We start from the raw sequence: 12,983 nt of genomic DNA on the forward strand, positions 1-12,983 counted from the left end.
CCCTCAGTCTTTGAGCCAATGAGTATGTACTACGTGTAACAAAGTTAATAGATTAGTACCCTACTCCTAATCAATTTGAAACATTTGTTTGAAAAAAGATTGATTTCACAAAAGGAAATTCAGAGCCAAAACGAGGGATATTGCCGGTTTTTGCGCAAGTTATTGACAACAAGAGCGATGATCACGATGATGACAGATCCAATGAGCACGGGAAATACTAAATAACTCCAAGCGTACGCCCCTTGAATGACGACAATCGGGTCGGCGCCGGCAGGAGGATGAGTGGTTTTGGTCAGCATCATCAAGCAAATGGCAAGACCTGTGCCCAAGGCAAAGGTCCATGGATGGGCGCCGAATATGTGAAGGACAACAATCCCGGTAAGCGCGGAAATAAAATGGCCGCCAATCACATTTCTCGGCTGTGATAATGGAGCGTTCCAAGCGCTGAATACCAGCACACAGCTTGCTCCAAAAGGGGCCATTAACCAGGGGCTTGATGTGTAAGCGGTCAGCGAAGCCAGTGTCAATATGGTAATAAATCCTCCGATAAGTCCTGTAACAGCGTCTTTGCCGTTTACCCGTAAAGGCGTCTTTCCTGTCCCTTTCATTTTCAAAAAGAAGTTGTTTTCCAAATTTATCCCTCCAGTATGTATAGAATAATAGGTAAATACTAACCTGTCAATTTTATTTTTAGGGGTTAGTTTTTTCAAGTCAATAAAAAAACCGTTCGCTGGGGAACGGATTCTTACTCATGATTTATTTTTTTCTGATGGCGTGAGACCTTGTGTCTGTTGCCGCATATCTTCATGGAGCACCATTTTCGCCTTCCTGTTTTATCAAGAAAAAGCAAAATGCACTTATCATTTGCGCACCGTTTCAGCTGTTGGATTTCTTTTGTGTGAATCAGCCATAACGCATCGTAAGCGATAAGCGATAAAATAGAATCATCTGGTTTCCCATTCGGAATGCGGGCAAGTTTGTCATCTATGATTTGATAAGAAAAGGGAGCGGCGGCGATTTGATCTTGCAGGAAAGCGGTAAAAGCTGGAGAAGGTTCACTGCCCTCGGCGATACGCTCAAAGTGTTTTCTCAGCTCAGCCCGGAATTGATGAATCCGCTGCAATTGTCCCCGGACTTCCTGTAGCGTCAAAGAACTGAGAAAAGGAGCAGTTTCTCCCATTATTTCAAACCATGTCATCAGGTCTTTTTCTGACTGGATGAGATCGTGCCGTTTATCATAGCTTATGATTTCAGTATTCACGAGATCGAGAGAAAGGTTTTGTGTGATAAGAGGGAATTGAGCATTTGCCATTGTAATCATTCCTTTCAAAATCATTGTAAGCGCCAAAACCTTTTTGACGCAAGGATATGAATAAAAGGAGGCTTCTCTATGTTGAAAAAGCAAAAGCTTAAGAAAGTATGCAGAAGCCAATTGGATGTTTTACCGCATATCAGTATTCAGGAATTTCACCAGCCTGATTCAGAATCATTCGTTTTTTACTTAACAGCTGAAAGGCCTGAAGAGAGATCGATTGAAGAGGCCTTTTGTTTATTACTAGAGAGGGAAGAGTATGCTGAAGCAAGCTGGGAATGGAACAGAGCAGCAATAGAGAAAAATAGAGATGCTGTATTAACGAACATACTGGAGCCAGTGATAGAGCATGGGATCTTTTCCAAAATTGACGGAGCATCTGTTTTACAGCGAATCCATGCCTATGAAAATAACGGTATTCAAATTGATGAGCGGCTGTTTACGGATGAAAGCAGACATGTCGTCATCTTTGATGATTGGAATTTGTTCTTGGTGTTTGGTTATGAAGGGACAACAGCTTATCTATATACGTGGTTTACAACAGCATAATGAAATGATCATGTGATTTTTCAAGTGCGAAAAGTTAAAAAAAGCCATATTACAAATTGCGAAAAGAAAAAATATAAGTAAAGTATAGCTTACAAAACAAAAATGATTTCTCTTTCTGGATATTATAATGAACACAACTCAGGAAGGGGGGGCGGTGCGATGAAGAAATCAAGAGCGGCTTTGACGATCTTTTTGTTCTTTTTAGGATGGGTGTCCACTGTGTTTTTCGAGGACCGGTTTGGTCGGGTTAAAGTGCTTGTCGCCGGATACCTGCTGTTCGGTGTTGCAACATTTGCAAGCGGCTTGGCATTAGCATTTGTCTTCTTTTTGGTAATGCAGCCTTCCCCAATGGAGAAGGCTGTTTTCTTCTTATGCGAACAGCTGATCAATAAACGAAATATCCTCTTGAGAAAGTGTTACATCGGCTGTTTTGATGTTATCAACCAGCTGATCGGCACGTTTTGCCCCAGGGATTAAAATGTCAATTTCCGGTCTTGCCAAATACCAGGCCAATACGATGTGCGGGATGTCCACGTTGTACTTTTCGGCAATCGGCGCAAGCTTGTTGACCTTTCTGATATTTTCTTTGAAACGCTCGCCCTTGAAGTGTTCCTGTTCGTTTCGCAGGTCTCCTTCAGGGAATGTCGTATCTTCCGTATATTTTCCAGCCAGTAATCCTGATACAAGCGGGAAGTAAGGGATGAATGAAATATTGTGTTCCTTCGTATACGGGAAGAAGGTTGTTTCCGCTTCACGGTTTAACAGGTTGTATTCACCTTGAAGCACATCGACCAAACCGTCCCTGTTGGCTTCCTTCAGCTGTTCCAGAGAGAAATTGGAGACACCGATGGAACGGATTTTTCCGGCTTGCTTCATTTCATTCAGTGCGTTAACCGCTTCATCCTTCGGCGTATGTTCGTCCGGGAAGTGGATGTAGAACAGATCGATATAATCCGTGTTCAAACGCTTCAGGCTTTCATCAACTGATTTTTTCAGAAACTCAGGCGAATTATCAAAAACAAAGTCATTTCCTTCTTTTCTGTGCGCGGCTTTTGTGGCGATGACGACATCTTCGCGATTGAAATCGCGCAGCACTTCACCAATTAGCTCTTCCGAACGGCCGATGCCATAAATATAAGCGGTGTCTAACATGGTCACGCCATTACGAATGGCCTCGCGCACCAATTCTTTTCCGGTTTCTTCATTCAGGTTCGGGTAGAGGTTATGTCCTCCGACAGCATTTGTTCCTAATCCGATAGGGAATACCTGCAAGTCTGATTTTCCGAGCTTCGCTTTTTTCATGATCTGCCTCCTAGAATAAAATGGATGAAAGACTCTCAACACTATTGTAAACGTTAGGCCAGATGAATGCCGATTTGGTGCTCATGGCAGTACTGTGTGTACTCGTCGTCTAATGGCTGAGAGGTCACAATGCAATGCAGCCTGTCAAACGGCGCATAGGTCAGCAGCGTTGATTTTCCGAATTTGGAATGGTCGGCCAATAAATACACTTCTTTCGCTTTTTCAGAAATCCTCTTTTTAATGTCATACTCGAGCAGGTCTGAATTGGTCAGTCCGTGTGTCAGTGTTGTTCCGGTTGCGGACATAAAGGCTTTATTGATATTGTACTTCTCCAAAGTGCCCGGATCGTCCATGCCGACAAAGGAGCGTGTTTTTCTTTTATAGTTGTTTCCGATAATGATTAAGTTGATATTCTTCATAGCAGATGCCGCATTGATAATGTCCAAGCTGTTGGTTAAAATGGTGACATTTTTGTTCGGATCAAGCGTATCGAGAATCGATTTTGTGGTTGTTCCTGAGTCAATGAAGATTAAGTCATGATCTTCAATAAACCGGGAAGCATAATGGGCAATTTTTGTTTTCTCATCTTGGTGCTGGATGGTGCGATTCTCAAAAGGAACAAGTGCGGTTTTCTCAATTGATGTTACGCCGCCGTATACTTTTTCGATCGCACCCTTTTCCGTCAGCTTGTTGATATCGCGTCTGACTGTGTTTTTCGAAACATTGAAAACCTGGCACAGCTCATCTAAGGAAACAGTGCCATGTGATAAAATGTACTCCTCCATTTCCTGTATCCGCATCAGTTTCATACAAAAAACTCCTTCTTGATTCTTAAAGTAATGTAAATATATAATAAAAACCAAAAGTTAATCAATAGTTGCTTAAAAAATGATAACATTGGTATGTATCTTTTGCAAGATTCGCCGGACTTCTCTTACCTCTCTTCATTGATGAAAAGATTAATATAATAAAGATAATGAAAAAATGTAGTGTTTATGATTGACTTATGGGTATTATACGATTAGAATATAACCAAGAAATGACCAAGAAGTAACCTGTTGTGTGTGATTTCAGTGATGATATGGTTGCTTACATAAAAAGTGTATCTAACCATTGATTTTTTTGGTTTTTTTGAAAGCGTTTAATTGTTATCTTATGAATCTATCCTGAACCATCCATACAAGTGTATGTGTTTACTAATGAAGGAGGCAATAAGAATGGCAGAAATCAGAAAATTAAAAAACTATATCAACGGTGAATGGGTTGAAAGCAAAACAGATCAATATGAAGACGTTATCAATCCGGCTACGAAAGAAGTGCTGTGCCAAGTGCCGATCTCTACAAAAGAAGATATTGATTACGCGGCTCAAACAGCGGGTGAGGCATTTAAAAGATGGTCGAAAGTGGCGGTTCCGCGCCGTGCAAGAATTCTATTTAACTTCCAGCAGCTGCTGTCTCAGCATAAAGAAGAACTTGCTCATCTGATTACCATCGAAAACGGCAAAAACACAAAAGAAGCTCTGGGGGAAGTGGGACGCGGGATTGAAAACGTTGAGTTCGCGGCAGGCGCGCCTTCTCTGATGATGGGTGACTCACTTGCTTCTATTGCGACAGATGTGGAAGCGGCCAACTACCGGTACCCAATTGGAGTTGTCGGCGGAATCGCACCATTTAACTTCCCGATGATGGTTCCTTGCTGGATGTTCCCGATGGCGATCGCGCTCGGCAACACATTTATTTTAAAACCATCTGAGCGGACACCGCTGTTAACAGAGAAATTGGTGGAGCTTTTTGAAAAAGCGGGCCTTCCAAAAGGTGTTTTCAACGTCGTATACGGTGCGCATGACGTTGTGAATGGCATCCTCGAGCATCCTGAAATTAAAGCGATTTCATTCGTAGGCTCAAAGCCGGTCGGTGAATATGTCTACAAAAAAGGAAGCGAAAATTTAAAACGTGTTCAATCTCTGACAGGCGCAAAAAACCACACGATTGTCCTGAACGATGCGAATCTCGAAGACACGATCACAAACATCATCGGAGCAGCCTTCGGTTCAGCCGGAGAACGCTGCATGGCTTGTGCGGTTGTGACAGTTGAAGAAGGTATCGCTGATGAATTCATGGCGAAGCTTCAAGAAAAAGCCGCTGAGATTAACATCGGAAACGGCCTTGATGACGGCGTGTTCTTGGGACCGGTTATTCGTGAGGACAACAAGAAACGCACGCTCAGCTACATTGAAAAAGGGCTGGAAGAAGGCGCGAGACTCGTTTGTGACGGACGTGAAAATGTGTCTGACGACGGCTATTTTGTCGGCCCGACAATCTTCGATAATGTCACAACAGAGATGACGATCTGGAAAGACGAAATCTTTGCTCCTGTCCTATCCGTCATTCGTGTGAAAAACCTGAAAGAAGCCATTGAGATTGCCAACAAGTCTGAATTTGCGAACGGCGCCTGCCTGTTCACATCCAATTCGAATGCCATCCGCTACTTCCGTGAAAATATTGACGCGGGGATGCTCGGCATTAACCTGGGTGTGCCGGCACCGATGGCGTTCTTCCCATTCTCCGGCTGGAAGTCTTCATTCTTTGGAACGCTGCACGCGAACGGAAAAGACAGCGTCGACTTCTATACACGTAAAAAAGTGGTTACGGCAAGATACCCGGCACCTGATTTCAACTAAACGACGAACAGCCGAACGGCGTCTATGGGCGCTGTTCGGACTCATTCTGCCAATAGAAAGAGGAGGGCTTCACTATGAGTTATTTGTTGCGTAAGCCGCAGTCGAATGAAGTGTCTAATGGGGTCAAGCTGGTGCACGAAGTAACGAAATCCAACTCTGATCTCACCTATGTAGAGTTTAAAGTGTTAGATATCGCTTCCGGTTCCAGCTATGCAGAAGAATTGAAAAAACAAGAAATCTGTATTGTGGCGGTAACGGGAAATATTACAGTGACCGATCATGAGTCGACTTTTGAGAATATCGGCACACGTGAAAGCGTATTTGAACGAAAGCCGACAGACAGTGTCTATATTTCAAATGACCGTTCCTTTGAGATCACCGCGGTCAGCGACGCAAGAGTGGCGCTTTGCTACTCTCCATCGGAAAAACAGCTTCCGACAAAGCTGATCAAAGCGGAAGACAATGGCATTGAGCATCGCGGGAAGTTTTCAAACAAACGTACTGTTCACAACATTCTTCCGGATTCAGACCCTTCAGCTAACAGCCTATTAGTAGTTGAAGTCTATACAGACAGCGGCAACTGGTCCAGCTACCCGCCTCACAAACATGATCAAGACAACTTGCCGGAAGAATCTTTCTTAGAAGAAACGTACTACCATGAGTTAGACCCGGGACAGGGCTTTGTGTTTCAGCGCGTATACACAGATGACCGCTCCATTGACGAGACAATGACTGTGGAAAATGAAAACGTTGTCATCATTCCTGCGGGATATCACCCGGTAGGCGTTCCGGACGGATATACGTCCTACTATTTAAATGTCATGGCAGGGCCGACGCGGAAATGGAAGTTTCATAATGATCCGGCTCATGAGTGGATTTTAGAACGCTAACAAGTGAGGAGTGGCTGTTTACGATGAAGTATACATTCAATGAAGAGAAGGACTTTGATATTGTTGCCATCGGCCGGGCATGTATTGACCTGAACGCAGTCGAATACAACCGCCCAATGGAAGAAACGATGACATTTTCGAAATACGTCGGCGGCTCACCTGCGAATATCGCGATCGGCAGCTCAAAGCTCGGCTTAAAAGCGGGCTTTATCGGTAAAATTCCAGATGACCAGCATGGCAGATTCATAGAGGCCTATATGAGAAACACCGGGGTAGACACAACGCAAATGATCGTTGATAAGGAAGGGCATAAAGCCGGTCTCGCATTTACTGAAATTCTGAGCCCGGAAGAATGCAGCATCTTAATGTACCGCGATGACGTGGCCGATCTTTATCTTGAGCCTTCAGAGGTAAGCGAGGACTACATCGCAAATGCGAAAATGCTGCTCGTGTCCGGGACAGCGCTCGCCAAAAGCCCATCACGGGAAGCGGTGTTAAAAGCCGTTCAATATGCGAAAAAGCATCAGGTAAAAGTCGTGTTCGAACTGGATTATCGCCCATATACATGGCAGTCAGCCGATGAAACAGCTGTTTACTATTCTTTGGTTGCTGAGCAGTCCGATATCGTCATCGGAACACGGGATGAATTCGATGTCATGGAAAACCGCACAGGCGGAAGCAATGAAGAATCCGTCAATCATTTATTTGACCATTCAGCCGACCTCGTCGTCATCAAACACGGCGTAGAAGGTTCTTACGCATACAGCAAATCAGGCGAGGTGTTCCGCGCCCAAGCGTACAAAACAAAAGTGCTGAAAACCTTCGGAGCCGGTGATTCATATGCTTCGGCCTTTATCTACGGACTTGTCAGCGGCAAAGACATCGAAACGGCATTGAAATACGGCAGCGCTTCAGCTTCCATTGTGGTGAGCAAGCACAGTTCGTCAGAAGCGATGCCGACTGCGGATGAAATCGCACAGCTTATTGAAGCACAGTCATAATTGAAAAAGATCGAGTAAAGGTGGGATCGTTTGTGGGGAAGAAAATTCGCTTAACAACAGCACAGGCGCTGATTACATTCTTAAACCAGCAGTACATCCATATTGATGGCAAGGAAGAGCCTTTCGTAGAAGGGATTTTCACGATTTTCGGTCATGGAAATGTTTTAGGGATTGGGCAGGCGCTTGAGCAGGATGCTGGCCATTTAAAAGTGTACCAAGGGAAAAATGAACAGGGAATGGCCCATGCCGCAATGGCGTACAGCAAGCAAATGCTGAGAAGAAAAATTTACGCGGTCTCAACATCCGTCGGACCGGGAGCGGCCAACTTAGTGGCGGCGGCCGGCACTGCATTGGCAAATAATATTCCTGTGCTCTTCATTCCGGCAGATACATTTGCGACAAGACAGCCCGACCCTGTACTGCAGCAAATGGAGCAAGAGTACAGTGCGGCGGTTACAACAAACGATGCATTGAAGTCTGTATCGAGATACTGGGATCGCATTACACGCCCTGAGCAGCTGATGAGCAGCTTGCTTCGCGCTTTTGAAGTCATGACTAATCCGGCAAAAGCGGGTCCGGCGACCATTTGCATTTCTCAGGATGTGGAAGGCGAAGCGTACGATTTCGATGAAAGTTTCTTCGTCAAACGTGTTCACTATATTGATCGCATGCAGCCGAGCGAGCGTGAGCTTCTAGGTGCGGCGGAGCTGATTAAAGCCAGCAAAAACCCTGTGATCCTCGTAGGCGGAGGCGCAAAATACTCCGGTGCGCGCGATGAATTGGTTGCCATTTCTGAAGCGTATAACATTCCGTTAGTTGAAACGCAGGCAGGAAAGTCGACAGTTGAAGCTGATTTTGCGAACAACCTTGGCGGAATGGGCATCACAGGTACACTTGCGGCAAATAAAGCGGCCCGCCAAGCTGATTTGATTATTGGCATCGGCACAAGATATACGGATTTTGCGACATCCTCTAAGACTGCTTTTGATTTTGATAAAGCGAAGTTTCTAAACATCAATGTCAGCCGAATGCAGGCGTATAAACTCGATGCGTTCCAAGTGGTAGCGGATGCGAAAGTGACGCTTGGCAAACTGCACGGCCTGCTTGAAGGCTATAAGAGTGAATTCGGCTCAACGATTAAGGAGCTGAAGGACGAATGGCTCGCTGAACGCGAACGCCTCAGCAAAGTGACGTTTAAACGGGAAGCATTTGATCCGGAAATCAAACATCATTTCTCTCAAGAGGTTCTAAATGAATACGCTGACGCGTTGAATACTGAGCTTCCGCAAACAACGGCATTGCTGACGATTAACGAGACCATTCCTGAAGACAGCGTGATTATCTGTTCGGCAGGCTCTCTTCCGGGAGATTTGCAGCGTTTGTGGCACTCCAATGTCCCGAATACGTATCATCTGGAGTACGGATATTCCTGCATGGGCTATGAAGTGTCCGGCACACTGGGGCTTAAATTGGCTCACCCAGACAGAGAAGTGTATTCCATTGTCGGAGACGGCAGCTTCCTGATGCTTCATTCCGAGCTGGTCACGGCGATTCAGTATAACAAGAAGATCAATGTGCTGCTCTTTGACAACTCAGGATTCGGGTGTATCAACAACCTGCAAATGGACCACGGCAGCGGCAGCTACTACTGTGAGTTCCGCACAGATGACAACCAAATCTTGAATGTCGATTACGCGAAAGTCGCTGAGGGTTACGGCGCGAAAACGTACCGTGCTAACACAGTAGAAGAGTTAAAAGCGGCGTTAGAGGATGCCAAGAAACAAGACGTATCAACGTTGATTGAAATGAAAGTGCTGCCAAAAACAATGACGGACGGCTATGACAGCTGGTGGCATGTCGGAGTGGCTGAAGTATCTGAACAAGAAAGCGTTCAAAAAGCATATGAAGCAAAAGAGAACATGCTCGAATCTGCTAAGCAGTATTAGAGGGGAGGCACCATGATGGGCAAACATGAAATCCTGTGGGGGATCGCTCCCATTGGGTGGCGGAATGATGATATGCCTGAAATCGGAGCGGGAAATACACTTCAGCATTTGTTAAGTGATATTGTTGTCGCGCGTTTTCAAGGTACGGAAGTCGGGGGCTTTTTCCCCGAGCCTTCCATTCTTAATAAAGAGCTTAAGCTTCGGAATTTGCGCATTGCGGGAAAATGGTTCAGCAGTTTTATTTTGCGTGACGGACTTGGTGAAGCGGCGAAGGCATTTACCCTGCATTGTGAGTATTTGCAGCAAGTCAATGCGGATGTCGCAGTTGTCTCTGAACAAACCTACAGCGTGCAAAGTCTGGAGAAAAACGTGTTCACAGAGAAGCCGCATTTTACTGATGAGGAATGGGAACGGCTTTGTGAAGGATTAAATCATCTTGGGAAAATTGCCAATCAGCATGGCTTAAAGCTGGTATATCATCACCATCTCGGCACCGGCGTCCAAACAGCGGCTGAAGTAGACCGCCTGATGGAGGGGACAGACCCTGCACATGTGCACCTCCTCTACGATACGGGCCATGCGTATATTTCTGACGGTGACTACATGGGCATGCTGAAAAAGCATATCGATCGCATTAAACATGTCCATTTTAAAGATGCCCGGCTGAATGTCATGGAAAAATGCAAACTCGAAGGGAAATCGTTTCAGCAAGCGTTTTTACAAGGCATGTTTACGGTTCCCGGTGACGGCTGCATTGATTTTAGAGACGTATATCAGCTGCTGTTAAAGCACAATTATTCCGGATGGATTGTCATTGAAGCTGAACAGGACCCCGATGTCGCAAACCCGCTTGAGTATGCATTGATCGCGAGAAACTATATTGATGAGCAGTTGCTGGATTTGGCGTAATGGGGACTGAATATATGGGCCATACCAATGCGGATTCAGCCTTCAATAAACGGACAATCGCGGCAGCGTTGGCCAACTATATTGATGCCGGTTCGATTGTGGCTGGATCTGCCGGTTTATCGTTATGGGTCAGTTATCTAAAGCTATCTGATACGCAAATCGGGCTGCTCGGCGCGCTAAGCGCAAATGCCATTTCTGCCGCTGTCGGCGCCCTGCTTGGAGGGTATCTGGCTGATAAAGTCGGGCGGAAGGCTGTTTATACCAATAGCATGCTGGTTTATGCATTAGGGATTTGTTTGGTTCTGTTTGGGGTTAATTTCCCCATGTTGTTAAGCGGTTACATGATTATCGGTTTATCAGTGGGAGCTGACATTACCGCATCATGGACCATTATTGCAGAAAATGCGCCAAAGAAAAATCGGGCCCGCCATTGCGGTGTGGCACAAGTCGCTTGGGCCGCGGGTGCAGTCGTTGTGCTGCTTCTCTCCGTACTGGTCGGTGATTTAGGCCTCTTGGGGAATAAAATCGTATTTGCCCATCTGCTTGTGATTGCGCTGATTACGTACATCCTGAGAATCAGGCTTCCGGAGTCAGATGCGTGGCAGGAGAAAAATCAGCCCGCAGACACACAGGCGGCAGAGAAGCCGGCCGTACTGAATAAAACCTCGTATTTTGATTTGCTCAAGCCAATGTATCTAAAAAGCATCCTGTTTTTAATGGGTGTGTACTTGGTTTGGAATTTAGCCGCCGGTGTGATGGGCTTCTTTATGCCATACATTTATCAGCAGGTCGGCGGTGTATCTGCCAACATTGCCAATCTTTTGCAAATGGGGCTGTTTATCTTTACCGGCCTTGGGGTCGCTCTGATCTTTATGCCCTTTGCAGATCAATATAGAAAAACCGTTTTCGGAATCGCCGCTTTTATGGCGGTGATCGGCTGGACGCTGTTTCTGCTGCCGGTTGAAGGCCTGCCGATTCTGCTCCTGTTTATTGTCGTGATCGGCATCAATAACGGAGCAGGGCAGCAAGCCAACTATCAGTTATGGGCCAGTGAAATCTTTCCTACGCAATATCGTGCTTCCGCACAAGGACTAATGTTTTTCCTCGTACGTATTTCAATAGGGATTTGGAGTCTGTTTGTCCCAATGATTATGACCAATTTCGGCATTGGAGCGATGGCTGCAATTCTCCTCGGATGTGTGACGGCCAGTATGATCATCGGGCTTCTGTTCGCGCCGAATACATCTGGCAAGTCGCTTGAACAAATTCAAGAGGAACTCTACGGATCGCCTCGGAGCCAAGTAAAGCAAGAAACTGAAAGCAAAATGATGTAACAAACAGAGGGAGTGGCTGTCAATGAGTTTACGTATTGGTGTTATTGGAACGGGAGCAATCGGAAAAGAACACATTAACCGCATCACAAACAAACTGTCCGGCGCAGAAATTGTAGCTGTAACGGATGTGAATCAAGAAGCCGCACAAAACGTCGTCGAGCACTACCAATTAAACGCAGCAGTATATCCTGATGATGACAGCCTTCTGGCAGATGAAAATGTAGACGCTGTCCTAGTGACAAGCTGGGGGCCTGCGCATGAATCGAGCGTGCTGAAAGCCATTAAAGCCCAGAAATATGTGTTCTGTGAAAAACCGCTCGCGACAACTGCTGAAGGATGCATGCGCATCGTCGAAGAGGAAATGAAAGTGGGCAAACGCCTTGTTCAAGTCGGCTTCATGCGCCGTTATGACAGCGGTTACGTACAACTGAAGGAAGCGCTCGACAACCATGTCATCGGCGAGCCGCTTATGGTTCACTGCGCGCACCGCAACCCAAGTGTAGCAGATAACTATACAACGGATATGGCCGTAGTTGATACGCTTGTTCATGAAATTGATGTGCTGCACTGGCTCGTCAATGATGACTACGAGTCCGTTCAAGTCATTTATCCGAAAAAATCAAAAAATGCCCTGCCGCACTTAAAAGATCCGCAAATCGTAGTCATTGAAACAAAAGGCGGTATCGTCATCAATGCTGAAATCTATGTCAACTGTAAATACGGCTATGACATTCAATGTGAAATCGTCGGAGAAGACGGGGTCATCAAGCTTCCTGAACCATCAAGCATCAGCATGAGAAAAGAAGGCAAATTCAGCACTGATATTTTGATGGATTGGCAGAGACGCTTTGTGGTTGCGTACGATGTGGAAATCCAAGACTTTATTGATTCGATTCAGAAAAAAGGCGAGGTCAGCGGGCCGACGGCATGGGACGGCTATATTGCTGCCGTTACGACTGACGCGTGTGTAAAAGCCCAGGAATCTGGACAAAAAGAAAAGGTTGAATTGAAGGAAAAACCGGAATTCTATCAATCCTTTACAACAGTTGAAAACTAGGA

At 45.6% G+C, this 12,983-nt stretch carries 12 protein-coding genes; 8 read left to right on the forward strand and 4 right to left on the reverse strand.

Annotation, left to right across the window (positions count from 1 at the left end):
• Positions 1–119: 119 nt before the first annotated feature.
• Entirely contained in the window at positions 120–608 is a 489-nt protein-coding gene (locus M1D69_RS00870) for an HPP family protein (RefSeq protein WP_458106228.1), read from the reverse strand.
• A gap of 137 nt (positions 609–745) precedes the next feature.
• Entirely contained in the window at positions 746–1,312 is a 567-nt protein-coding gene (locus M1D69_RS00875) for a CGNR zinc finger domain-containing protein (protein ID WP_458104888.1), read from the reverse strand.
• A gap of 78 nt (positions 1,313–1,390) precedes the next feature.
• Between M1D69_RS00875 and M1D69_RS00880 the strand changes: the two genes are divergently transcribed.
• Positions 1,391–1,861 carry a hypothetical protein gene (locus tag M1D69_RS00880; RefSeq protein ID WP_458104887.1) on the forward strand — a complete coding sequence of 157 codons (471 nt, stop codon included), beginning with the start codon at positions 1,391–1,393 and terminating at the stop codon, positions 1,859–1,861.
• 369 nt (positions 1,862–2,230) lie between these two features.
• Here M1D69_RS00880 and M1D69_RS00885 read toward each other — a convergent pair whose 3' ends face one another.
• Together M1D69_RS00885 and iolR are read right to left on the reverse strand one after the other, a co-directional pair.
• Entirely contained in the window at positions 2,231–3,163 is a 933-nt protein-coding gene (locus M1D69_RS00885) for an aldo/keto reductase (protein ID WP_458104886.1), read from the reverse strand.
• Positions 3,164–3,216: 53 nt separating this feature from the next.
• Positions 3,217–3,972 carry a myo-inositol utilization transcriptional regulator IolR gene (gene iolR, locus M1D69_RS00890; RefSeq protein WP_024123450.1) on the reverse strand — a complete coding sequence of 252 codons (756 nt, stop codon included), beginning with the start codon at positions 3,970–3,972 and terminating at the stop codon, positions 3,217–3,219.
• Between the two features lie 408 nt (positions 3,973–4,380).
• Between iolR and iolA the strand changes: the two genes are divergently transcribed.
• The 7 genes from iolA (at position 4,381) to iolG (ending at position 12,981) form a co-directional block, all read left to right on the forward strand.
• Positions 4,381–5,844: a methylmalonate-semialdehyde dehydrogenase gene (gene iolA / locus M1D69_RS00895; RefSeq protein ID WP_458104885.1), complete on the forward strand. Its 1,464-nt coding sequence runs from the start codon at positions 4,381–4,383 to the stop codon at positions 5,842–5,844.
• Positions 5,845–5,918: 74 nt separating this feature from the next.
• Positions 5,919–6,734 carry a 5-deoxy-glucuronate isomerase gene (gene iolB, locus M1D69_RS00900; RefSeq protein WP_458104884.1) on the forward strand — a complete coding sequence of 272 codons (816 nt, stop codon included), beginning with the start codon at positions 5,919–5,921 and terminating at the stop codon, positions 6,732–6,734.
• Between the two features lie 23 nt (positions 6,735–6,757).
• On the forward strand, positions 6,758–7,735 hold the full coding sequence (gene iolC, locus M1D69_RS00905; protein ID WP_458104883.1) for a 5-dehydro-2-deoxygluconokinase: 978 nt from the start codon (positions 6,758–6,760) through the stop codon (positions 7,733–7,735).
• A 32-nt stretch (positions 7,736–7,767) separates the two neighbouring features.
• Positions 7,768–9,681: a 3D-(3,5/4)-trihydroxycyclohexane-1,2-dione acylhydrolase (decyclizing) gene (gene iolD, locus M1D69_RS00910; RefSeq protein WP_458104882.1), complete on the forward strand. Its 1,914-nt coding sequence runs from the start codon at positions 7,768–7,770 to the stop codon at positions 9,679–9,681.
• Positions 9,682–9,696: 15 nt separating this feature from the next.
• Complete coding sequence (gene iolE, locus M1D69_RS00915; protein ID WP_193660673.1) at positions 9,697–10,590, forward strand: myo-inosose-2 dehydratase; 894 nt, start codon at positions 9,697–9,699, stop codon at positions 10,588–10,590.
• A gap of 14 nt (positions 10,591–10,604) precedes the next feature.
• Entirely contained in the window at positions 10,605–11,924 is a 1,320-nt protein-coding gene (gene iolF, locus M1D69_RS00920) for a myo-inositol transporter IolF (RefSeq protein ID WP_458104881.1), read from the forward strand.
• 22 nt (positions 11,925–11,946) lie between these two features.
• Positions 11,947–12,981 (forward strand): bifunctional inositol 2-dehydrogenase/D-chiro-inositol 1-dehydrogenase, encoded by a 1,035-nt coding sequence (gene iolG / locus M1D69_RS00925; protein ID WP_458104880.1) that lies wholly within the window; start codon positions 11,947–11,949, stop codon positions 12,979–12,981.
• Positions 12,982–12,983: the final 2 nt, after the last annotated feature.

The sequence above is a fragment of the Bacillus sp. PK3-037 genome, assembly GCF_054161355.1.

Coding starts and splice junctions, on each gene's coding strand:
- M1D69_RS00870 (WP_458106228.1), bottom strand. CDS start 608: ATGAAAGGGACAGGAAAGACGCCTTTACGGGTAAACGGCAAAGACGCT.
- M1D69_RS00875 (WP_458104888.1), bottom strand. CDS start 1,312: ATGGCAAATGCTCAATTCCCTCTTATCACACAAAACCTTTCTCTCGAT.
- M1D69_RS00880 (WP_458104887.1), top strand. CDS start 1,391: ATGTTGAAAAAGCAAAAGCTTAAGAAAGTATGCAGAAGCCAATTGGAT.
- M1D69_RS00885 (WP_458104886.1), bottom strand. CDS start 3,163: ATGAAAAAAGCGAAGCTCGGAAAATCAGACTTGCAGGTATTCCCTATC.
- iolR (WP_024123450.1), bottom strand. CDS start 3,972: ATGAAACTGATGCGGATACAGGAAATGGAGGAGTACATTTTATCACAT.
- iolA (WP_458104885.1), top strand. CDS start 4,381: ATGGCAGAAATCAGAAAATTAAAAAACTATATCAACGGTGAATGGGTT.
- iolB (WP_458104884.1), top strand. CDS start 5,919: ATGAGTTATTTGTTGCGTAAGCCGCAGTCGAATGAAGTGTCTAATGGG.
- iolC (WP_458104883.1), top strand. CDS start 6,758: ATGAAGTATACATTCAATGAAGAGAAGGACTTTGATATTGTTGCCATC.
- iolE (WP_193660673.1), top strand. CDS start 9,697: ATGGGCAAACATGAAATCCTGTGGGGGATCGCTCCCATTGGGTGGCGG.
- iolF (WP_458104881.1), top strand. CDS start 10,605: ATGGGCCATACCAATGCGGATTCAGCCTTCAATAAACGGACAATCGCG.
- iolG (WP_458104880.1), top strand. CDS start 11,947: ATGAGTTTACGTATTGGTGTTATTGGAACGGGAGCAATCGGAAAAGAA.